Source organism: Methanolobus sp., from assembly GCF_030682845.1.
Classification (GTDB): domain Archaea; phylum Halobacteriota; class Methanosarcinia; order Methanosarcinales; family Methanosarcinaceae; genus Methanolobus.
The window spans coordinates 1-21758 of the sequence record NZ_JAUXNK010000059.1 but is presented as its reverse complement, the minus strand read 5'-3'; the positions used below and the strand labels follow the sequence as shown (position 1 = coordinate 21758).

At 45.4% G+C, this 21758-nt stretch carries 20 protein-coding genes; 11 read left to right on the top strand and 9 right to left on the bottom strand.

The features are described 5' to 3' along the window. On the top strand, nt 1-915 hold a 915-nt coding region (locus Q8J68_RS07030), incomplete at its 5' end, for a glycosidase (RefSeq protein WP_305310809.1). A gap of 46 nt (nt 916-961) precedes the next feature. Then, entirely contained in the window at nt 962-2314 is a 1353-nt protein-coding gene (locus tag Q8J68_RS07025; protein WP_305310808.1) for a glycosyltransferase, read from the top strand. A 57-nt stretch (nt 2315-2371) separates the two neighbouring features. Here Q8J68_RS07025 and Q8J68_RS07020 read toward each other — a convergent pair whose 3' ends face one another. From Q8J68_RS07020 to Q8J68_RS07005, 4 genes are all read right to left on the bottom strand, one after another. Continuing rightward, nucleotides 2372-2695, bottom strand: a complete 324-nt coding sequence (locus tag Q8J68_RS07020; RefSeq protein WP_015054923.1) for a hypothetical protein — start codon at nt 2693-2695, stop codon at nt 2372-2374. 170 nt (nt 2696-2865) lie between these two features. Beyond that, nucleotides 2866-3201, bottom strand: coding sequence for a carboxymuconolactone decarboxylase family protein (locus tag Q8J68_RS07015; RefSeq protein ID WP_015054924.1), 336 nt, complete (start codon nt 3199-3201; stop codon nt 2866-2868). A 154-nt stretch (nt 3202-3355) separates the two neighbouring features. After that, a complete protein-coding gene (locus Q8J68_RS07010) occupies nt 3356-4267 on the bottom strand; it encodes a DMT family transporter (RefSeq protein WP_305310807.1) in 912 nt (303 codons plus the stop codon). 66 nt (nt 4268-4333) lie between these two features. After that, nucleotides 4334-5362 (bottom strand): hypothetical protein, encoded by a 1029-nt coding sequence (locus tag Q8J68_RS07005; protein ID WP_305310806.1) that lies wholly within the window; start codon nt 5360-5362, stop codon nt 4334-4336. Nucleotides 5363-5517: 155 nt separating this feature from the next. Between Q8J68_RS07005 and Q8J68_RS07000 the strand changes: the two genes are divergently transcribed. From Q8J68_RS07000 to mtaB, 5 genes are all read left to right on the top strand, one after another. Continuing rightward, nucleotides 5518-7008 (top strand): small ribosomal subunit Rsm22 family protein, encoded by a 1491-nt coding sequence (locus tag Q8J68_RS07000; RefSeq protein WP_305310805.1) that lies wholly within the window; start codon nt 5518-5520, stop codon nt 7006-7008. Nucleotides 7009-7174: 166 nt separating this feature from the next. Then, on the top strand, nt 7175-7939 hold the full coding sequence (gene mtaC / locus Q8J68_RS06995) for a methanol--corrinoid protein MtaC (RefSeq protein ID WP_305310804.1): 765 nt from the start codon (nt 7175-7177) through the stop codon (nt 7937-7939). Between the two features lie 227 nt (nt 7940-8166). Further along, the gene (locus Q8J68_RS06990) at nt 8167-10965 is read left to right on the top strand and encodes a PAS domain S-box protein (protein ID WP_305310803.1); all 2799 of its coding nucleotides are present in this window, start codon (nt 8167-8169) and stop codon (nt 10963-10965) included. Nucleotides 10966-11544: 579 nt separating this feature from the next. Beyond that, on the top strand, nt 11545-12309 hold the full coding sequence (gene mtaC, locus Q8J68_RS06985; protein WP_305310802.1) for a methanol--corrinoid protein MtaC: 765 nt from the start codon (nt 11545-11547) through the stop codon (nt 12307-12309). Nucleotides 12310-12321: 12 nt separating this feature from the next. Next, entirely contained in the window at nt 12322-13701 is a 1380-nt protein-coding gene (gene mtaB, locus Q8J68_RS06980) for a methanol--corrinoid protein co-methyltransferase MtaB (RefSeq protein WP_305310801.1), read from the top strand. 227 nt (nt 13702-13928) lie between these two features. Here the strand turns inward: mtaB and Q8J68_RS06975 are convergent, their stop codons facing one another. Continuing rightward, nucleotides 13929-14840, bottom strand: a complete 912-nt coding sequence (locus Q8J68_RS06975; protein ID WP_305310800.1) for a S16 family serine protease — start codon at nt 14838-14840, stop codon at nt 13929-13931. 136 nt (nt 14841-14976) lie between these two features. Between Q8J68_RS06975 and Q8J68_RS06970 the strand changes: the two genes are divergently transcribed. Further along, the gene (locus tag Q8J68_RS06970; RefSeq protein ID WP_305310799.1) at nt 14977-15720 is read left to right on the top strand and encodes a class I SAM-dependent methyltransferase; all 744 of its coding nucleotides are present in this window, start codon (nt 14977-14979) and stop codon (nt 15718-15720) included. Between the two features lie 29 nt (nt 15721-15749). Here Q8J68_RS06970 and Q8J68_RS06965 read toward each other — a convergent pair whose 3' ends face one another. After that, nucleotides 15750-16073: a Rieske (2Fe-2S) protein gene (locus Q8J68_RS06965; RefSeq protein ID WP_305310798.1), complete on the bottom strand. Its 324-nt coding sequence runs from the start codon at nt 16071-16073 to the stop codon at nt 15750-15752. A gap of 498 nt (nt 16074-16571) precedes the next feature. Here Q8J68_RS06965 and Q8J68_RS06960 point away from each other — a divergent pair, with 498 nt between their 5' ends. Continuing rightward, complete coding sequence (locus tag Q8J68_RS06960; protein ID WP_305310797.1) at nt 16572-17867, top strand: DEAD/DEAH box helicase; 1296 nt, start codon at nt 16572-16574, stop codon at nt 17865-17867. Between the two features lie 278 nt (nt 17868-18145). Continuing rightward, the gene (gene eif1A, locus Q8J68_RS06955) at nt 18146-18487 is read left to right on the top strand and encodes a translation initiation factor eIF-1A (RefSeq protein WP_083858181.1); all 342 of its coding nucleotides are present in this window, start codon (nt 18146-18148) and stop codon (nt 18485-18487) included. Nucleotides 18488-18771: 284 nt separating this feature from the next. On the opposite strand, the gene Q8J68_RS06950 is transcribed toward eif1A, so the two are convergent. After that, nucleotides 18772-18981, bottom strand: a complete 210-nt coding sequence (locus Q8J68_RS06950) for a TRAM domain-containing protein (protein WP_015054940.1) — start codon at nt 18979-18981, stop codon at nt 18772-18774. A gap of 205 nt (nt 18982-19186) precedes the next feature. After that, the gene (gene pncB / locus Q8J68_RS06945) at nt 19187-20389 is read right to left on the bottom strand and encodes a nicotinate phosphoribosyltransferase (protein ID WP_305310796.1); all 1203 of its coding nucleotides are present in this window, start codon (nt 20387-20389) and stop codon (nt 19187-19189) included. 184 nt (nt 20390-20573) lie between these two features. Between pncB and Q8J68_RS06940 the strand changes: the two genes are divergently transcribed. Beyond that, nucleotides 20574-21350 carry a winged helix-turn-helix domain-containing protein gene (locus Q8J68_RS06940; protein WP_305310795.1) on the top strand — a complete coding sequence of 259 codons (777 nt, stop codon included), beginning with the start codon at nt 20574-20576 and terminating at the stop codon, nt 21348-21350. A gap of 31 nt (nt 21351-21381) precedes the next feature. On the opposite strand, the gene Q8J68_RS06935 is transcribed toward Q8J68_RS06940, so the two are convergent. Continuing rightward, nucleotides 21382-21758, bottom strand: a 377-nt coding sequence (locus Q8J68_RS06935) for a hypothetical protein (RefSeq protein WP_370867614.1), incomplete at its 5' end; no start/stop codon positions are given.

The following is a 21758-nucleotide window of genomic DNA, read 5'->3' as shown; positions in this document are numbered from 1 at the left end:
TATGATGGGAATCCTATACTTAAAGCAGATGATTGGCCCTATCCGGCCAATTCTGTGTTCAATCCTGCAGCAGTATTGGTGAACGGGGAAACTCTCCTGATGGTCAGGGTCGAGGACCACAGAGGATTTTCGCATATGACCGTTGCAAGGAGCAGGAACGGTTACGATGACTGGAAGATAGATGATCATCCAACATTCCCGGCTGATCCGGAGAGATATCCTGAAGAACAGTACGGTATAGAGGACCCACGTATAACCCATATCGAAGAACAGGGGTTGTGGGCTGTTGCATACACGGCTTATTCAGAGTCCGGCCCTCTGACAGCACTGGCAATGACAAAGGATTTTCAAACTTTTGACAGGATAGGAGCCACATTGCCTCCTGAGAACAAGGATGCAGCATTGTTCCCTGTCAGGTTCAATGGAAGATGGGCGATGCTCCACAGGCCTGTTTCCAGCATATCCAATGCTAAATCCAATATATGGATATCATTCTCTCCGGACATGATATACTGGGGAGAGCACCAGGTTCTCCTGTATGCCCGTGAAGGTGGCTGGTGGGATGCAAATAAGATCGGTCTCTCCCCCCAGCCAATTCGCACGGATGACGGATGGCTGATCATGTATCATGGCGTTCGCGCCACTACTTCAAAAATAAGCTACCGCCTTGGGCTGGCACTGCTGGATATTGAAGACCCGAGAAAGGTCATCTGCAGATCAGAAGGGTGGATATTCGGACCCCGTGAGCTCTATGAGAGAACAGGCGACGTCAATGACGTTGTATTTCCGTGCGGATGGATTCTTGATAAGGGAGAAGTTCGCCTCTACTACGGAAGCGCGGATACGTATGTATCTGTAGCAACTGCCCGGTTATCCGATCTGCTGGACTATATGAGCACGAGTCCAAAATATTAACGCCTATTTGATCAATTATTTCCTATTGTGGGAGAGGGGAATTATAATGAGAGTAGCTATGTTATCTCCGATCGCATGGAGCACACCACCTAAAAAATATGGCCCGTGGGAATATATTGTGTCCCTGCTAACGGAAAACCTGATAAAGAAAGGTATTAATGTAACCCTGTTCGCAACAGGGGATTCAAGCACTTCAGGAAAGTTGCATTCTGTCTACCCGAGACCTTACGAGGAAGACAAAGAGATGAATGTGAAGGTCTATGAAAGTCTCCATATATCCGAAGTTTTCGAAAGGGCGGATGAATTCGATATAATCCACAACCACTTTGATTTCCTGCCGCTTACATACAGCGGGCTTGTGGACACACCGGTTGTCACGACAATACATGGATTTTCTTCAAGGTCTATCCTGCCGGTGTACAAAAAGTATAACAAAAAGACGTTCTACGTGTCCATCAGTGACTCGCACAGATGCCCTGAACTGGACTATGTGGGTACGGTACTACATGGTATTGAAGTGGAGAGCTTTCCGTTCAATGAAAAGCCACAGGACTACATCCTGTTTTTATCGAGACTTGACAGGTTCAAGGGTATAAAGGATGCTATAGAGATAGCAAAGAAATCGGGAATGAAACTCAGGATAGCGGGCTTTATCCCTGATATGCAATATTTCGACAAAGAGGTCAAACATCTGATTGATAATGAACAGATAATCTATGAAGGTCACGTTGATCCTGAGTTTAAAAGAGAGCTGCTTTCAAATGCCTATGCTTTGATTCATCCGGTCCATTTTGATGAGCCTTTCGGGCTGGGAATAGTCGAGGCGTTTGCCTGTGGTACGCCTGTTATAGCCTACAACCGTGGATCAATGCCTGAACTTATACATAATGGAGAGAACGGATTTGTGGTCAATGATATTAATGAGGCTGTAGATGCACTGAAAAAGATAAGCTTTGTTTCTCGCAAAAGATGCCGGGAGATTGCCATGAAGCATTATTCAGCGAACAGGATGGCAGAAGAGTACATCAATATCTACAAAACGATACTGGAAAAACGCAAAACGGAGGAAAAGCGGCCCTGGGGATATTATAAAGTGCTATCTGACGACCCGGGCTTCAAGGTCAAGACCATTACCGTGATGCCGGGGGAAAAAATATCCCTCCAGAGACATTTCCACAGGAGTGAACATTGGTTTGTGGTTGAAGGTAAAGGGATAGTTGATGAAGACAAACAGAGCTTCAAAGTGGAAGATGGGGATTCGGTAGACATACCTATGAATGCTGTTCACCGTATCATGAATACAGGAGATGAGAATCTCACATTTGTTGAAATAGCAAAGGGGGATCAAATAGAAGAGGAAGATATTGAAAGGCTTGAGGATGAGTACGGTAGAGTGTGATGAGGCGCGGGAGCAGGTATCAGAATGCCCTGCAAGCCCGACGCCTCTGCTCAGGCTTCATACCTCATTGAACTCTATACTTACTCTTTCATTCTTTTTAGATAGGGATTTTGACAGCATTCCGGTCTCCATCCTGCATACATGCAGTACGCCGGAGGGTACAAGGCATATGGGAGTGCACTGGGCTTTCTGCGCCCTGTCCATCACGTAATTGTCCTTGATATCCATTGTTTCCATCATGGGTATCTCCATGTGGGACATGCTCTTAATCTTGCCACATGGGGATTCAATATCCACAACTATATTCTTGCCTTCGAGTTTCCCCGTTATCCTGTGGGTAAAACCGCAGATGGATGAGTTTACAGTAACTGTTGTTGGCATGTGATATTCCTCTTTTATTATGTCACCAGAGCTGATAACAAAGGTGACAGGCATTATATAGATTCATAGATTGCTGCATATATAAAACAATTGAGTGGAGGCCACGCAATTGCCTGCATGTGCATTTAAGCAGAGACACCTTGGTCAGCGGTGTCCTCGCTTATATAACCTTACTTGTCTTCATCTCCTGCACAGCAGCAGGAAACATTGCCCTTTAGTATCTCTTTCCATTCCCCTATGACATCATGGGTCCAGCAGTCATCGGCTCCTGCCGCTTCCCTCATGGTCAGCGCGAGGATGTAGGTAAGCTCCTTGACCGTTGCACCGGCTTCCAGTGCGCCTTTGAAATGCTTCAGGACACATGGCTTTGATCTTGCCTTGATGGAAAGTGCAAAACAGAGGAATTGGTACGTCTTCTCATCAACAGGTCTTTTCTCTGCATAGATCTTGTCGATCTCGTCAAGCTTTTCTGTAAATTCCGGGAAGAACTCTTCAAGCATTCTCATTTATGATGACTCCGTCATAGTTTTTTAACACTGTTAACATTGCAGTGCCATTTCAGTATCATAGCAAATAATGGCACTTCAAAATATGTTGAAGCACCTTATATTTAAGCCTAATTCCCCTAATTCCCCTGGTATTGCCAGACTCAAATATTGCCTAGACCTGCAACCTGAAAAGTTTCCCAAATTTCCTGTGGCTTTTCTCCAGGACTGCAACAGTCGCACCAAGCAGAATGAAGACACACCCAATTATCGTGCTCACATACAGTGGTGTGTGCAGGATAGTATAGTCGAAGAAGATACCACTGACAGGCTCGATCAATGCCAGGATACTGCCGATCTGGGCTTTGATCTGGGATATGCCGCTGACATATAGAAGTGCCGCAAGTGCTGTGTTGATAACGCCAAAGAACACAAGCATGCCAAGATTGTCAAGCAGAACTGGTTGCGAGAGTTTTGCACCAAAGGGAAAGAGCAATACAACGCCGATGAGTGTGTACCAGAACAATTGCGCCACGCTGCTGTAATCGTCCTTCAGATAACGGATGAGTATTATCTCGCAGCCGAAAATGAAGCCTGATAGGATGCCTGCCGTCATTCCCAGAAGATATTCCCCGCCGTTGCTAAAGCCGTCCAGCGCTGCCTGCAGGTCCACAATGAAAAGGAGTCCCGTGAGAGATAATGCCAGTGCCACCATGCCTTTGCGGGTTATGGGCTCTTTCGGGGTAACAGGAGAAAGCAATGTCACATACATAGGAGCCGTATAGAGCAGTAATATGGCAACAGAGAAACTGGTGTACCTGATGCAGACAAAATATGTGAGCAGGGTAGCTGTGTTAATAATACCGAGCAACAGCAGATATTTCTTCTTCCTGCGAGGCATTAGAAGGGATATCTTGCCTGCAATGACAATGAATACCAATAAGGAAAGTACCCCGAAGAACTGCTTGTAAAAGATAAGCGAAAGAGTGGGAACAGCCTCAAGCCTGTCCACGAATAGCCCCAGCATACCAAATAGAACCGAGCCTGCTACCAGTTCCATATAGGCTTTTTTGGGTGCCGTGCTCATGTGGCGCAGAAGGGCGGATTTAGATAAATATGTTTGGACCTGCCGGATTTGAGGACAAAATGCAAATCACGTCAGCAGATAGAATGTGGATGGCCGGGCTTCCACCCAGCCCAGGTCCTCCATCATCCTTACATCCCTTTGCCTTACTTGCAGAGTGTAATTGCATGTGTCACTGTCCACATGGTCACTTTCAAAATTTGATATCCCGATGGAATAGACCTCGCCAAAGTATGCAATGGCTATTTCTTCCTCGCGTGGTTCTGCGGGAAACTGAATATTACCCTCTTCGTACCATTGTACCCAGGGAGCCTCATCACAAGGCATCGGGGATTCCATCACAACCAGATCTGATAACATTCTCTGGTACATCTCATCCCACACACCATCTATAATAGCAGATGTGACCTCTCCCCCGGCCACCCTTACTACGATTGTATGCTGTGTTATTTCCTGAGCTGGCACCTCACCGGACTGGTCTCCGTAACCTGCCTGACTGCTCATGAACTCATACGTTATTTCATGTTGCTCCGGGAAAGAATTCAGGATCACATGGTCAGTAAGGGTCAGGTTAGAGCCGTCATAGGCATAGGTTGGCGCATTGATTATCCATTCCTCGGCTATGGCACGTGCCTCCTCAGTGGAGGTAGACATGGCATGCATCCTGAGCCTGACCAGTTCCCGGTCTATCTCACGCAGTTCCTGCGGCATGTAATCCTCGTAGTAAGGATCAACTTTGACAGTCTTGCTGAAGTTATCCTGTATCAGGCTTATTTCCACTACACCGACATCAGCAACAATTGGCTGGCCCTCACGAGGCTCGTAGGTTTCCTCCATCTCCAGGAAATGGTTGTCCCGGAAAAGACTTAGAAGGTCGTTGCGCACGCCTTCATTTATAGGCCGGACATACCTGCTGGTAAGTTCGCGATCACCGCCATAGATGCTGAGATTGACAGCAGTCTCATTCACAATAAGCTCCTGGATGGCCATTTCCGGAAGGGTGAAGGCACCGTATGTCAGATGCACGATAACAGCATCGTCGGATATAGTCTGCACATCGTTATTCATCTCAGCACAACCTGCACTGAGAAGTGTCAATAATAAAATTAATATAAGTGTTCTCCTGTTCATAACAACCCCACATAATAATAAACTCTGGATACTCTGTCCTTCGATTATTTTAATGTTCTCTGCCCGCAGTGCCCACAATTATATCACTAACTTTATCAGGAGTTGTGCCAATCAACCCATCAATGACTGAGAAGGAAGTAATATCCGCACTGAAGTATGTTTCGCGCATGAAAGCTGAGTTCATGCTGTCCGATATGCGAAATTACATCAAGAGCGAGATGTCAGTGCAGGACATTTACAGGGCTGCACACACATCATTGATGGATATGGGACTGGATGCCATCCCGGTGGAAGGGGATTTCAGGATAGTCCGGGCGCCCAAAGGTAATATAGAACTCACCGGTCCGGAGAAGGAAAAGAATGAAATGTTCTTCCAGTCTCCCGGTGTTTCCAGGAAACTTGAAAGGATAGTGGAACAATACCTGGAGAAGAAGACCGGGAAAAGCTGGGACGACCCTATTATCATGGAAAGGATAAGAAGAGCAGTGCTCTCCCAGAAAGCAGACTACTGGAAGGAAGGCAAGTCCCGGAAAATAACATATGATAAGGGCTACGATGTTGTTGGATACCTGGCATACCAATTCCCTGTGTACTTCGTGCAGTTCCAGCACATCCTGTACAGGATGGCAAAAGAAGGTCTGCTGAAGACACGCATGAAGATACTGGATGTCGGAAGCGGGCCGGGAACCGTACCGCTTGCTGTGACAGACCTCTACAACAGGCTGGACGATCACATGGCAAGCATCTATTCAGTGGAAATGTTCGATGAGAACCTGGAAGCCTACAGGTTTATCGTGCCCCAGTATGCTGCAATAAAATCAAGGATATCTGTGGAAGAGCCTATAAAGGCAGATATCAAGAAACTGGATATTGACCTGATACCTGACAAACTTGACCTGATAGTATTCTCCAATGTCTTTAATGAGATCAAAGGAATGACCATTGAGCAAAAAGCGGATGTTGTTAAAAAGTTATCCGAGAAACTTGCACCTGAAGGTAACATAATCATCATCGAGCCTGCTGACAAAGTCAACTCCACACAGGCACGAAAGCTGATCCTTGCTCTCAAAGGCATGGGCCTTAGCATCTACAGTCCCTGCTCTTTTATCTGGGGTAGCGGATGCAATCCGGAAGAATGCTGGAGCTTTGAGCAGCAAGGCGACATCATGCCTACCAGGCTTATGAAAAAGCTGGCTGAATGTGACGAGCCCTATCGCTACGTCAATACCGACATAAAATACACTTATGCCATCATGCGTAAGGACAAGCTTACAAGAATAAAGTTCAGGGTGCCCCCTAAAGCGAAATTTGCAAGACTTTCCAAGCTTGAAAGTCATGTAGGTAAGCGTATCAATGTGATCGCTTCCCTTATGTCCGGGGACCTTGGGGACGGAAAGTACAGCCTGTATAAGATCTGCGACGGTACTTCAGTAAAACAGGTATATGCAGTCATCCCTTTAAGCAGTCTGACCCTGGAGAATAAGCTGCTCAGGGAAACAAAGTACGGGTCTGTCCTTGCTATCGAGAACGTGCTTGTCAAATATAATGAGGCAAATGATTCTTACAACCTGCTGGTTGGGAAGGGAACTGTCGTGAGCAGCGTAGAGGAATAAGCATCCTCTGCCGTTTTGTGCAGGTACAGAGGCCACATACATAATATGCAAAGCAACTCATGGTAAGACTATCGAAGATAAACTGTATATACTAGAAGATTGGATTTACCTACCTCTGAATGTGCATCAGTAAGCACATGTACAGAAGATTAAAAACGGTGCATCTATGCTTGAAATCGATCCCACTTCCATTCTGATCAGATATAACGTCAAACTTGAAAAGGAGATGTCACCCGACGACGTGGCAAGAGAATTTTTTCCTGAAGATGAACTGATCCGTGATATTGTTGAGGCTGTTTTTGAAGGAGATGAGGACGAGGTGCTTGCTGCCCTTCAGGAAGCCATGGACCAGGGGAAGGATGCGATTCAACTGATAGATGATGCCCTTATGGCAGGAATGGGCATCGTTTCAAAATTATATGACGACGGATTGCTTTACCTGCCGGATGTCATGATATCGGCGCAGGCAATGACCGATGGAATAGAGTATTGCAAGCGTGCCTCCGACCGCAGCCATGAGTTCAAGGCGAAGGTCGTATCCTTTGTAGTTGAAGGAGATGTCCACGATATCGGTAAGAAGATACTGACAGTATTCCTGAAATCCAACGGTTATGAGGTCATAGACCTTGGAAGCGACGTTCCGGTAGATGAGGTCATCAGCGCTGTGATACGGCACAAGCCCATTATGCTTACAGGCACAGCCCTTATGACAACCACAATGTATTCCTTCAGGGAGATCAAGGACCGCCTTCATGAGAACGGCATTGATATTCCATTTATATGCGGTGGCGGTGCCGTGACCCAGGATTTCGTGACCCGATACGACATAGGGGTTTATTGTGATGACGCAGCAATAGTCCCAAAAATAGCCGATCAGGTGTTGAATAATGCAACTATCGAAGACCTCAGGGAACGGTTCCACAGGAACTGACCTTCAATTATTACCGAAACTGAAGTTGCTCACACCCAAAGACAGATCCTTGTGTGTGTAGATTGGATTGAAGGAAGCGTCCTATGTTAGATGTGAGCGATTTATATTTGTATACCTAGTATTTAATCTCTCTTTTTGGCTAAAGATTTTTAATATGGCCAGAAGGAAGAACTAAGGGAAAACAGCAAAAAGGAGATGTCTCTATCAGTACCAAAAACAGTGCATACATGGAAACAGATGCATCTGGCAGGGACATGATTTCAGGTATTGCAGAACCAGGCCACCGGGAAAGCGGCCTTATTGACGGAGAAAACAACTTTTTCCGGGATGTGTTTGACGTAATGCAGGAACCGCTTGCTGTATTGGACAGCGCTCTGTGTATCATCTACGCAAACCAGTATTTTTACACATTTTTCAAGTCAAAGCCAGATGAAATACTAGGAAAAGACCTATCTGATGTGAGAGGTGCCCGCTGGAACTTACAGGAGCTAAGGCCACTGCTTGAGGACATGTTAAAAAGAGGTGCTATCTGTGAAAACATCAGGATAGCCTGCAACCATTCTGCCCAGAGTAGAGCGTTTTTGCTCCATGCCCGGAGTCTGCCTGCAGATGCAGAGCCCGGACAGCGAATCCTGCTGAGGCTGGAAGAGGCCACAGTGTCGCAAAAGAGCTGTGAGCCTGGTCTGTGCAACATGAATTATTTCGACCTGGTGGAGCAGGGCAATGATGGCATCGTAATCATTCAGGATGACGTTTGCATATTTGCAAATTCCAGATTCTCTGAAATGACCAGTTACCCCGGAGAAGAAAATACAGGTAGGAATTTCCTGGAATATTTACCTGAGACATATAAGCGGATGATCTCCAAGAGACTTCAGAAGGTTCTCAGGGATACGAGAAGTCCCGGCCGCAATAATGAAGTGGAACTGCTCACAAAAGCAGGCGATTCATTCCCTGCAGAGATCAGTTTCTCATATGTCAAATGTGAAGAAAAGCCTTCGGTAATGCTCAATATTAGAGATATAAGAGAGCGTAAGGCATCTGAGGCTGAACTTAAGGCTTCCAGGGAAAAGTACTCCACACTCGTTGAGGAAAGCAATGATGGCATTATCATTATTCAGGAAGGGACACTCAAGTTCACAAACCGTAAGTTCTCTGAACTTACAGGTTATTCCAGGGAGGAACTTAGCAACCGGCAGTTGACAGAATATGTTCCTGATATATACCGCCGGATGCTCTCAGGCAGGCTCCGGAAAGTCCTCAAGGACATGCGCAGCCTTCGCCATAACAATGAGGTAGAGTTTGTCACAAAAAGCGGAGCTCTTCTGCCCGCTGAGATCGGGCTCTCGTTCATCAGCCACGAAGGACAGCCTTCGGTTATGATAAACATCAGGGATATCTCCGACAGGAAACGTGCAGAAGCGGAGCTGAGAGATTCAGAGAAGAAGTACTCCACCCTTGTCGAGAAAGGTAATGATGGTATCATAATTGTGCAGGATGAAGTACTGGTATTCTCAAATATGAAGTTCTGCGAAATAAGCGGTTTTTCAAAGGAAGAACTACTCAGGAGACCTTTTGAAGATTTCCTCCAGGCGGACTATAAACGTGTGGTGATGAAGAGGTTCAAGAGGAGCCTGGAAAAGAACCGAGATACTCCTCTGAAATATGAAGTGGAGTTGCTCTCAAAGGAGGGCAGCAACACACCTGCTGAGATCAACTCTTCAGTAATAGAGCATGATGGAAAACCTGCTGTCATGGCTATCATCAGAGATATTACGCACCTTAAGAATAAGGAAAAAAGGTTGCTTGAACTGATAGAAGTACAGAAGATAATGGAATCTGTTATTAAGAGCAGTCCTGCTGTCATCTTCTTCTGGAAGCCCGAGGATGACTGGCCTGTGGAGTTCGTATCAGAGAACATATCACAGTTTGGATACGATGCCGATGACTTCTTATCCGGTAAACTGCAGTACGGCGATATAGTCCATCCTTCTGATATCAGCAGGCTTTCCACAGAAACTGAACAATGGTGCAGGGATGTGGAAAACCTCTCCTATGAATACCGCCTACTTACAAGATCGGGCGAGGTGAGGTGGGTTGATGAAAGATCTGTTGTCAAGCGCGATCCGGACGGCAACGTGCAATATGTGCAAGGTATCGTGGTCGATATAACCGAGCGTAAGAACGTGAAGAATTTCATGCATATAGTATCTGATCCCGGAGAGATTTTCACCCCGGTAGGAGATCCGGGGGAATTGTTTGATCAGCTGCTTGAGTTTGCCACCCAGGTAGAGAATATGGATTCCGGAGTATTGTATCTCATTGATGAATCCACCGGCGACCTTAATCTTGTTGCACACAAAGGCTTCTCACCGGAATTTATCAAAAGCATAAGGCACCACCCGACGGGCTCCATACATAAAAGAGTGATGATGACAGAGTACCCTCTCTATACAAGGTACTATGAGCTCAATTCCATGATACCCGGCAATAAGCCAATCAATGAGAGACTGGAAGCCACGGCGATAATTCCTGTAAAGCACAGTGATGAGGTGGTAGCAATATTGATGCTTGCATCCCACAGCTCTTTTGAAATCCCTTTCAATGTCCGCAGCACCCTTGAAACAATAGCTGCACAGGTAGGTCCCATGATAATGCGTATGAGAGGACAGGTAGACATCCATAAGGATATGAGGAATCTAAAAGTCATTTTTGAAACGATACAGGAAATCCTGTTCGTGATCGATAATGATGGATGCATCCTTTACGTTAATCCATTTGCATGCAGATGCTTTGATCATACCGAGGAAGAGCTCAAAGGCACGAACATCCTTAAATTGCATCCGCAGAACAAGTTACTTGAAGCTGCCCCCGTTATTGCAGATATGATAGACGGCAGGCTGTCCATGCATAACATACCTTTTGAGGCAAGATCGAAAAAACTCATACCTGCCCAAACACGCTGCACTCTGGGACAGCTGGATGGTAAAAGCGTCGTAATTTGCCTTTCAAGAGTAGAACCATAAAGGCCCGTTTTCACTCATTTTACTAATCTTTGCCTGCTCGAGGATTCTTGCATAAAATACTTTTTTAGAATCCATATTACTGGTTTCTTAGTACAGATAAATTCCTTTCTGAGCTGAAAATAGCTCTTCCTGACATAAGATATAAAGATATCTTTTGAAAGCGCTCCTACATAGTGCACCAAAAATAGAGACACACCAAAACAGCAGCATCAGGACGATTAAAACTATTATTAAGTGAAATATGCATAATCAACAATACATTATTTTATATATGTGAGTAAAATGCAAAAGTAAAAATAGACATATAAAAACATATTGCTATCTAAAAAACAAATTATTCTCAAATTTAGAGATCACCATATAAAATCAGTATCTACAAGCATGATTGATTTTTATAAATGGTAGTAATGAGATTAGTCTTCACGAGTAACACTTATATATGTGTACCTACCTTCCGCCATACTTATATAGTAAAAAAAGATTTTGCGTAAGGAGGTTCGAGACGGACCCATTGTGTAGATTGGATTGAGCTTGTTTCAAGCTCAGCTAATAGATCAATAAATTGAAGGAGGTATAGAATTGTTAATAGTAGACAAAGAAGGTATCCTCATAAGATACAACGTTAAGATGGAAAAATCAATGACCCCTGAAGACGCAGCAGCGGAACTCTATTCAAAGGATGAGCTCAACCGTGCAATTGCAGAGGCAATATTTGAGGGTGAAGAGGATGATGTAATCGAGGGTCTTAAGGCAGCAATTGCAGCCGGGAAAGATCCGATATCCCTTATTGATGACTCACTGATGGTCGGTATGAAAGTCGTCACCGAACTGTACGATCAGGGTGTAATCTTCCTTCCAAATGTCATGATGTCCGCAGATGCAATGCTCGAAGGTATCGAGTTCTGTAAAGCAGAGGCAGGATCATCACCAAAGCCAAAAGGAAAGGTAGTTGTCCACGTTGCCGAGGGTGACGTTCACGACATCGGAAAGTCAATCGTAGCAGCACTTCTCAGGGCAAACGGCTATGAAGTTGTCGACCTTGGACGTGACGTCCCGGTAGACGAGGTCATTGCATGCGTAAAGAAGGAAAGCCCAATGATGCTCACCGGTACAGCACTCATGACAACCACCATGTACGCATTCAAGGAAGTTAACGACAGACTCCTTGAAGCAGGCATCAGGATGCCATTCCAGTGTGGTGGCGGAGCAGTCAACCAGGACTTCGTTTCAACCTACGAACTCGGAGTATATGGTGAAGAAGCAGCAGACGCACCAAAGATGGCAGATGCAATACTGGCAGGAAAAGGCCTGGCAGAATTAAAAGCAACATTCCACAAACACTAAGAGGTGAGCTAAATGGCAGTCAAGAAATTCACAACAATGGCATACAGCAATGCTGATGAGATGGTATTCGGTCGTGCAAAGAGCCCTGTAAAGGCAGGTCTGGGCCTGGAGATCGGTGCAGGTTACACAACCGCCGAGGTCAACTACGCTCCAAGGCCGGAAGCCGGAGAGACAAAAGAGAAACTCGTCAACGAGTACCAGAGGATCACAAGGGACATCATGGCAAGGATGGTCCAGGTCGGTTTCCCATCAGTAGTACTTGAAACAGAGCACGTCCAGCAGATGACCAACAACCCAACATGGGGAGCAGAGGTCGCACACGCACAGAAGACCATCATGGAAGAATACCATGAGGAATACGGCATCAAGTGCGCACTCAGGCACACCCCTGGTGACGTCAGGGAAGACAAGGACTTCCTCCAGCTCAGAGGCGACAAGTACAACGTCGTCATGGAATCATTCGAGGCAGTAGCAGATGCAGGCGCGGACCTCCTCTCTATTGAATCAATGGGTGGTAAGGAAATCTTCGACTACGCTGTTCTCAGGAACGACATCCCTGGCATGCTCTATGCAATCGGCTGTCTCGGTAGCATGGACATGGAATTCCTCTGGCAGGGCATTGCAAAGGTCGCACAGCAGAAGAATGTGACTCCAGCAGGTGACACCGACTGTGCACAGGCAAACACTGCAATGTTCATTGCAGGCGGCCTCCTTGACAAGAACCTCGCACACACCCTCGCAATCATCGCAAGGACACTCGCTGGTGCAAGAACACTTTCCGGATACGAAGCAGGCGCAACTGGTCCAGGAAAAGACTGTGGTTATGAGAACATCATAATCAAGGGAATCACCGGTATGCCAATGGCATTCGAAGGTAAGACCTCAACCTGCGCACACTCAGATGTCATGGGTAACCTCATCATGCAGTGCTGTGACCTGTGGTCCAACGAGTCAGTCGAATACCACGCTGAGTTCGGTGGTACGACCGTACAGTGCTGGTCCGAGTCCCTCAGCTACGACTGTGCACTCATGAACACTGCACTCAAGTCCGGTAATGAGAAGATCCTCAGGGACCTCCTCATGGCATCCGACAGGTTCAGAGACCCACAGTCCTATATCCTTGCATACGACAACGCATACAAGGTCGGACAGGCAATCGTCAAGGACGGAAACGACATCTACCTCCGTGCAAAGAACGCTGCAACAGAATGCTGCAACCTGCTGAAGAGCGCAGAGGGTCTTGAGATGACAAAGTTCGAGACCAATGCACTCAACAAGGCAGCCGAAGAACTCGCAGTTCTGACCTCAGATTCAGAGAAGTTCATGAGCGACTGCATGGAGAAATACAAGGCAGAAGTAAAGGTATTCAAGCCAGAGAACTACGCTCTCTAAATGTAGCAAGGACAGGAGTTTTCTTCGGAAAACTTCTTCCTTTATATTTCAGATCATATTTCACAACATAATCACAATTACGATATCATACTCATTGGCCTTGCAGGAAAAAAAGGTCACGTCGCCATCAATTCTACCTCCAACTCCACAATCGTCATTATGGCCATGTACAAGTATTAAGATTTCCTGCAGGCCTTTGATAACTTCTTCTGTCACAGTATTGATAATTAATCTGCGAAGACATGTTCCATAAGGTCATCGAGATCACTTACATACTCTACCTGAATACCGATCTCTTCCTCAATATATGATTTGGCATCGACCATTTCACTTTCTCCTTCAGAGATGACAATACTCCCTACCCTGCGCTCACTAACACTGGAGATCTCAAGCAGCCGGTTCTCTTCCGGAATAAGGAAAAGTTCCTTTCCTGTTTCCTTTGAGATCTGCGCTTTCTCAATGATCCCGCCAACAGCACCCACGTTCCCGCGTTCATCAATTGTACCGGTGATCGTCACCAGAGGATTCAGCTGCTCGGAGTTGATGGAAGAGATCATTAATACTGTCATTAAAGCGCCGGCACTTGGCCCATCGACTCCTGGTATCTCTTCAGTTGCCATTATACTGAAGATGACATCATTTTGTGTAAGGTTGGCACCTGTACGCTCCTGTGCAAGGGAGACAGCTATATTTGCGGTGTCCTGGAAAACCACACCCATAAGAGGCACTGTCTGTACCAGCACCCTTCCTTTTCCAGGGACCATCTCCACGGATACATCAAGCATGGCTCCTTCTTCTGTGACTGTTTGCCTGACAAAAGGTCCTCTTTCTATAAGCTCGATCCTCTGGACAACGGCAGGTGCCTGCATAGTAGCATTGCCCAGGAATGTCAAAGGACATACATCAGAACGACTTTCCATTTCCAGCAGCCTGTTTATGTAAAACTCAAGCTGGAGATCGCATGCCTGTAAAGACTGGTTACACTCTTCAAGCTGTTCCCTCAGTTCATCATTTGTTTGCTGAGATGACTCATCTCCCTGCATTTCAAATCTCTCGGTTATCGTATCCGGCCCGAGTAAATACATATTGAAAGCCAGGGAAACAAGAAGTAAAAGCACAATACCCCTATTGCCCATCATATGTAGATATGCATGTTTTGGTATTTACGATTTCTCTGTATATTTTTTATACTGATGAAAAACAATCTACAGGAACAGGCCATGACTTTCAAGAAATAATGGGAACCATTTAATGGGAGGAAGTTGATGCATTATTATGGATGAATCAGCGATTTTTGAGATATTTGATGGATTGCCACGCCAGGGCCCCGGCAGCAATAAGTGTACCGAAAAAGCCTTCTACCTGCTCCAACCTCTTCCTTCAGGTGCCAGGATACTGGATATCGGATGTGGCGTAGGTATGCAGACCCTCCATCTTGCGAGCATATGTGAGAACTGTCACATTACTGCAACTGATATTTACCAGCCCTATATGGACAAGCTATTGGAACAAGCGGCAGAAAAAGGATTATCGGGCAGGATCTCTACCTTATGTGCCTCCATGGACGATTTACCGTTCGAAAATGGTGAGTTCGATGCGATCTGGTGCGAAGGAGCTATCTTTGTCATCGGTTTTGAAAAAGGTCTTGACTACTGGAAACGCTTTCTGAAAGAAGGCGGTTTCATGGCACTGACAGAGGCAGCCTGGTTCACTGACACTCCATCAAAAGAGGCGCTGCAGTTCTGGCAGGAATGTTATCCTGCTATGAAGAGCATACCTGAAAATGAAAAAGTGATTAAGGCTGCTGGCTACACTATCATCGGCAGTTTCAGGCTGCCGGCATCTGCATGGTGGGATGATTTTTATGTTTCCCTTGAGAGAAGGCTTGATTCGATAGAAGGAAAATTCAGAGGCTATAAAGATGCGGAGTCGGTAATTGATTTTTCAAGGAAAGAAATAGAGATTTTCAGGAAATATTCGGATGAATACGGGTATGTGTTCTTCATCATGCAAAAATGAGGATAAGATAGGTTTTGTTCTTTCTTCCGTTATAATAGAACAGAAACCTTACCTTCTGACACCTGTGTCTCAAAGGTTTCGACCCGGGGGTCATCCATGTCGATATACTCTCCGGTATCCACGTTCTCACCTGTCCTTATATCAAAACCCCAGTTGTGGCATGGGCACTTAAGCACATACCCCTCAAGAGTACCGTTCTTTAAAGGACATCCCATGTGAGGGCACAAATTCAAAAGCGCATATATGGTATTATCTTTTTTGATCAGAGCGATCTGTTTATCGGTTGTCTTGAAGACTTTTATTGACTCCTCTTTCAGTTTATCCTCTTCAATTGCAAAGACCCAGTCGGACATGTTCCACCTCATGGAAGGACGATCTTCCTGATAACTGCTTTATCCTGTGTATGTATACTTTAAGTTGCATCTGCTGGTAAAATTGATGTTAAACTCCCTTCAGTATCCTGACAAGTGCAAACAGCACATAGCAACTCACTCATAGAGGGCAAGTTTTGGAGGTATAAATAATTAATGTTAAACCGTTAATAAAAAGAAGCACCTTCTTTTAGATAAAGGTATATAGAACACGTTAGGAGCCACATACACCTTAAAATATTCATTAAGAGGGTCAATTTCTGAGGAACTTGCGATTGCTGAAAGCTTATGTTTTCACCGACAGGCTTAATTCCTTTGCTGCTGTTATAGGCGATATTGCTCTTTATTGTTTTGGTTCAACAAAGCAACTTGGAACATTGACTTTAAAAATGATATGCTGGCAGGTGAAAGATCCTTGAGGTCGTCGCCTGGACGCTGCACTTTAAGGATTAGCACTTAACCACTAAAGGAATTTATGAAATGGAATCTATAACATTCAGTCAACTTAATCTTTCACAAAGTATTTTAAATGCCATCAAGGATATCGGTTATGAAGAGCCGACTCCCATCCAGGCGCAGGCAATCCCATTAATAATGGAAGGCAAGGATGTGATCGGACAGGCCCAGACAGGGACTGGCAAGACAGCAGCCTTTGGTATCCCTGCCCTTGAGCTGGTAGATCCGGAATTCAATGATGTACAGGTCCTCGTGCTCTGCCCGACACGAGAACTGGCAAACCAGGTTGCAGACGAGCTGACCAAACTCTCAGCTTACCAGAAGCTCCGAATACTGCCCATATATGGCGGACAGAGTCTGGACAGACAGATCAAGGCTCTGCGCAGAGGGGTCCACATCATCATAGGAACACCCGGAAGGGTCATGGACCACATAGAGCGCAAGACACTGAACCTTGAGAATGTAGCAATGGTAGTTCTCGATGAGGCAGATGAGATGCTTGACATGGGTTTCAGGGAGGACATAGAGCTTATCCTGACCAAGGTGCCGGATGACAGGCAGACCATCATGTTCTCAGCAACCATGCCTGCACTTATAATGAAACTGACAAAACGGTTCCAAAGGGACCCTCAGCTTGTCAAGACCATTCACAAGAAAGTTACAGTCCCCAACGTGGAACAGTCTTACTTTGAAGTGAAGTTCCATACAAAACCGGAGGTGCTCTGCAGGCTCATCGATATCTATGATGTTAAATCCTCTCTGGTTTTCTGTAATACAAAAAGAGCTGTTGACGAACTGGTCGATATTCTTAAGACAAGAGGATACCTGGCAGACGGCTTGCATGGCGATTTGAAGCAGCAGCAGAGAGAAAGGGTTATGGCCAGCTTCAGGAAAGGGGACATAGAGACCCTTGTCGCCACCGACGTGGCAGCCCGTGGAATAGATGTGGAGAACATAGAGGTTGTTTTCAATTTTGACCTGCCCCAGGATGAGGAATCATATGTCCACCGCATAGGAAGGACCGGCAGGGCAGGAAGACAGGGACGTGCATTCACATTCGTTACCGGCAGGGAGCTTTACAAGATCAAAAGTATCCAGAAGTACACCAATGTGAAAATACTCAGCCAGAAAGTGCCAACAAGAAGCGATGCCGAGGAAATCAAGGCTAATATGCTGGCACAGAAGGTCAAAGATACAATTGATTCGGGCCACATGGGCAAATATATAAACTGGGTAGAGAGGATGACAGAAGAAGAGTACACATCTGTGGATGTTGCCGCAGCACTTGTGAAGATGATGCTCGCTGAAGATAACAAGTGAACACTGCAATAGTGCCGGTTTTTACACCGGCATTTATTTGGTCTTACGGTTCAAGTTATATATAGTGAACAACATAGATTGTTCAGACTTGAGAACTTACCGGCCTTTAAATGTGGCCATAGGTGGCTGCAAGGGAAGCAGACCCGGGATAGAGTTTTATTCGAATAGGATTTTTCAAGTGTTTTGCACCTTTTGTGTAACAGCATTTCATTGAATATCCCTTTTTTAATAAAGAGCAAGCAAAACACGCACTAAGCAAATGACAATGAGGAATCAATCTGGCTAATTATAACAGTAGGAAAAGACAAAGTAACGTAAGCAGTGGAAAACCCGGGGATGCTCCTGAAGTTGTTCGTGTAAGAACACCCCGTAAAGACAGGAATGAAGTGCTGGCTACAGTTTCCAGTATGCTGGGTGCAAGCAGGGTAAGATTACAGTGTATGGACGGCACTGTTCGCATGGGCAGGATCCCCGGTTCAAAGAAGAAGAGAATGTGGGTTCATGAAGGAGACATCGTAATAGTGACTCCGTGGTCCTTCCAGGACGAAAAAGCTGACGTAGTATGGAAATACACCAGGCCACAGGTCAACTGGCTTGAGAATAAAGGATATCTTAAGTAAAGAGATGAACAATCATTTCTTACTTTTCTTCGTGATTTATAATCACTGTTGATCTGTGTACTATGCACTGGTCATGACATTTTGTTATGATTTCATATACTGTGATTTGCTGCACTCTCGGGAGTGATATCACTACATAGCAAAAGATATAAACAAGAATACATGGCAGTCGCAGGTAAAACCGCAAGTGAATGTTGGTTTGAAAAAGAATACCTAAGTAGAATCCTAATTAAAAAAGTGATTTTGAAGGATCATGTCCTTCACATCAGATCATTGCGCTGCAGTTATTCTGCAACTTGACCAAAAGCGAACTTGCGCATCACTTTTGTAACTGAGATGGTAACTTCGTCGCCAACCTTGGTGCCTGGGACAAAGATGACAAAGCCGCTTACTCTTGCAATTCCGTCGCCTTCTCTTGCAATGTCTTCAATTGTTACGTCGTACTTCTCGCCGGCTGTTACCGGTGCTGTGGTTTCTTCGGTTCTGTTGAACATATAATTTCACATCCATTTTGGGTATAAGCTTAAAAAGACCTAACTACACTTGAAAACATAACGGAAAAGACGTACTATTTAACCAAATACCTTCTAATGCCATACGTTTAACAAAACAGTCAATCTTAAAGCACACTTACTAGGCAATCGTCTTATATAAGCATTGCGCCATGCAGCCAGTGCAATTCAAAAATAAGAGAAGACGTCATTCGTCAAGGCCTTTCCTGCCAAAAATGTAATTTGCAACCCTGAGAGCGTCCCTGTCACCGGTCTCCTTCCCTTCATCGTCGCTCAATTTAACCACGGGAGTTCCGTCAATTGCATGCAGTTTGATGACCATGTTAAGAGGAGGACTAGTACTGAAAAATTCCGGGTTATTAGTGAGGCTTGTGCCTATCCCGAAAGTACAGTTTATCTTTTCCCTGCAGTGTTCCTTAATCCTTAAAGCATCCCTTGCATGCAGGGAATCACTGAACACAATCATCTTTTTAAGAGGATCTATACCCATTGCCTTGTAATGTCCGATCACGCGATCTGCAAACCTTATAGGGTCCCCGCTATCATGCCTTACTCCATCATACAGCTTTGAGAGCTTCATGTTGAAATTGGCAAAAAAGGCTTCCGAACCAAAAGTATCTGATAATGCGATCCCAAGTTCGCCTTTGTAAATCCCGGCCCAGTTCTCAAGGGCAAAGTGGTTTGCATTCCTCAGGCCGACAAGAGCGGAATTTCCCATGATCCATTCGTGTGCGACAGTACCGATAGGATGAACCCCATACTTCATTGCAAGGAAGACATTGCTGGTACCTGTGAATACTTTCAGATATGCCAGGTTCTTTATCACCTGGTCATGAAGTTCAAAGCTTCTGCGCCGCCGTGTCCCAAAATCTGAAAAGGTACAGTTACCGGCTTCAAGTTTCCTTCCGATAGCCTTTATAAAAGAGCCGTATCTGGTTACAACAGAATTTTCCGGCCGGGCACATGCACTATCCATCCACTGCGTATCTACAGTAGTAAAATATAGTTCTGAGATAGTAGCCATAAGCACGATCTCCCATAAGATAGACTTGTGCCATAGACCTTTTATCTTCAGGTCAAGATCGTTGTCAGAGGTAAGAGCCACGCTAACCTCAGAAGGGTCAAAGCGGTAATTCCTCAGGTATTCAAGATACATGGGCTTAAAATAAGGGCATTCTGCCTTAAGCCAGCGATACTCATCATCCGTAAGGATGAGTAAAGAGATATGTTCATCTATTACCCTTCTTAGCTCCCTTACAAAGCCTTCTGTGAAGCGCTGAGTTCCCCTGCTGGTGAACCTGTACTCAGCATGAGCATCCGGAAAAGTCTCCAGGACTGCCATCTGCATTGTAAACTTGTAAAGGTCGTTATCAAGGATAGAGCGAATCATCAGATCCTTCCTGTATACCATGGTGCCTGAATCAGTATTACTTCCCGTATTACTTCCTTTGTATATACCAATTTGCGTGAAATATTCACATGACCAGAAAAGCACCTATCGTCTAAAAGGTAATCTATACACATAAATATAGCTTAACGTCATTAAAGTGTACAGAAAGAGTCCAGGTACATGCATGAAAAGGAATGAAAATCAAACAAACCTGCAAGAAAACCATTATTTGGAGGAACTTGCAGAAATAAAAGCAGATATATCATCCCTGAGTCAGGTTGTCGCCAGAGTGGTCGAGCAGGCGAATGATCAGCAACTTAACATTATGTTTTCGGAACTGAAGAACGACATTTCAAAGCCGCTGATAAATTACATGATCCAGGACAGCAAAAATGCCCTCAGCAGCAGGATGTGCACAGACTGCAACAAGAAAGAGATCTGCAGAGCAGCTTTTGAGAAACTGCTCCAGGAAACTGCTTTACTACTTATGGATAACCAAGTGGATGAAGAGGTGATTGAACAATACGAGAAGCGTTTTGAGGAACTCAGGGAATTGGCTACTACCGAGAATTGTGATTCATGCACATCCCATGCCTCAGAAGTTTTCACAAAGCAACTGGACCTCATCCGCTCACTGAAAGTCTCAGGCAAAAATAAGAGTGAACGGGCAGCCCCTGGAATAAGTGAACTCCCGGATGAGGTGGTCAGTTGTATATGCGAACCACTTGCGAACAAACAACGCCTTCTGATGCTTCGGGCACTTAGCACAGGGTCAAAGAGTTTCTCTGAGCTTTCCAGGGTAACAGGTCTTCGGGGAGGAAACCTGTTGTTCCATCTCCAGAAACTGACCGATAACAAGATAGTCAGCCAGAGAAACGAGCGTGGAGACTACTTTCTCACACAAAGGGGCTACACAATCCTGCATGGACTTGCAGGACTGTACAAGGATCTGCATGAATGAAGAAATGGGAAGAATAAAAAACTGGAACGTCTTATTTCAGGCCAATTATATTTCCTGGTGGGCACTCATGTCCTGCAAGATATATTCTCAGAAGCTCCTCTGCTGTCTCTGTTCCCAGTTTCTCCTCTACCATCCCGAGAAATACCTGGATATACTGAGGAGGCACGCAACCAAGGCTTTCCTCTCCGCTCCTGATGAGGGATACCAGATAGCCAAGCTCTCCTGCATCCAGGAGCGAGATGCGCATCCTGAAGTCCTCTTCGCTCCTGGAATAGTGATTGGAAAGAGGTGGCAGTATCGACCTGTAGGGTGCCCTTGAACCAGAGCACATAAGGCCTGCGCACTCCGGTGCAAGCTTTTTCAGCAATTCGATGTCCTTTTGGGATAGTTCACGTACCACTATGATCA

Excerpts from the sequence above, each read along its gene's own strand:
- Q8J68_RS07025 (WP_305310808.1), top strand. The coding sequence starts at position 962 with ATGAGAGTAGCTATGTTATCTCCGATCGCATGGAGCACACCACCTAAA.
- Q8J68_RS07020 (WP_015054923.1), bottom strand. The coding sequence starts at position 2,695 with ATGCCAACAACAGTTACTGTAAACTCATCCATCTGCGGTTTTACCCAC.
- Q8J68_RS07015 (WP_015054924.1), bottom strand. The coding sequence starts at position 3,201 with ATGAGAATGCTTGAAGAGTTCTTCCCGGAATTTACAGAAAAGCTTGAC.
- Q8J68_RS07010 (WP_305310807.1), bottom strand. The coding sequence starts at position 4,267 with ATGAGCACGGCACCCAAAAAAGCCTATATGGAACTGGTAGCAGGCTCG.
- Q8J68_RS07000 (WP_305310805.1), top strand. The coding sequence starts at position 5,518 with ATGACTGAGAAGGAAGTAATATCCGCACTGAAGTATGTTTCGCGCATG.
- mtaC (WP_305310804.1), top strand. The coding sequence starts at position 7,175 with ATGCTTGAAATCGATCCCACTTCCATTCTGATCAGATATAACGTCAAA.
- Q8J68_RS06990 (WP_305310803.1), top strand. The coding sequence starts at position 8,167 with ATGGAAACAGATGCATCTGGCAGGGACATGATTTCAGGTATTGCAGAA.
- mtaB (WP_305310801.1), top strand. The coding sequence starts at position 12,322 with ATGGCAGTCAAGAAATTCACAACAATGGCATACAGCAATGCTGATGAG.
- Q8J68_RS06975 (WP_305310800.1), bottom strand. The coding sequence starts at position 14,840 with ATGATGGGCAATAGGGGTATTGTGCTTTTACTTCTTGTTTCCCTGGCT.
- Q8J68_RS06970 (WP_305310799.1), top strand. The coding sequence starts at position 14,977 with ATGGATGAATCAGCGATTTTTGAGATATTTGATGGATTGCCACGCCAG.
- Q8J68_RS06965 (WP_305310798.1), bottom strand. The coding sequence starts at position 16,073 with ATGTCCGACTGGGTCTTTGCAATTGAAGAGGATAAACTGAAAGAGGAG.
- Q8J68_RS06960 (WP_305310797.1), top strand. The coding sequence starts at position 16,572 with ATGGAATCTATAACATTCAGTCAACTTAATCTTTCACAAAGTATTTTA.
- Q8J68_RS06950 (WP_015054940.1), bottom strand. The coding sequence starts at position 18,981 with ATGTTCAACAGAACCGAAGAAACCACAGCACCGGTAACAGCCGGCGAG.
- pncB (WP_305310796.1), bottom strand. The coding sequence starts at position 20,389 with ATGATTCGCTCTATCCTTGATAACGACCTTTACAAGTTTACAATGCAG.
- Q8J68_RS06940 (WP_305310795.1), top strand. The coding sequence starts at position 20,574 with ATGAAAAGGAATGAAAATCAAACAAACCTGCAAGAAAACCATTATTTG.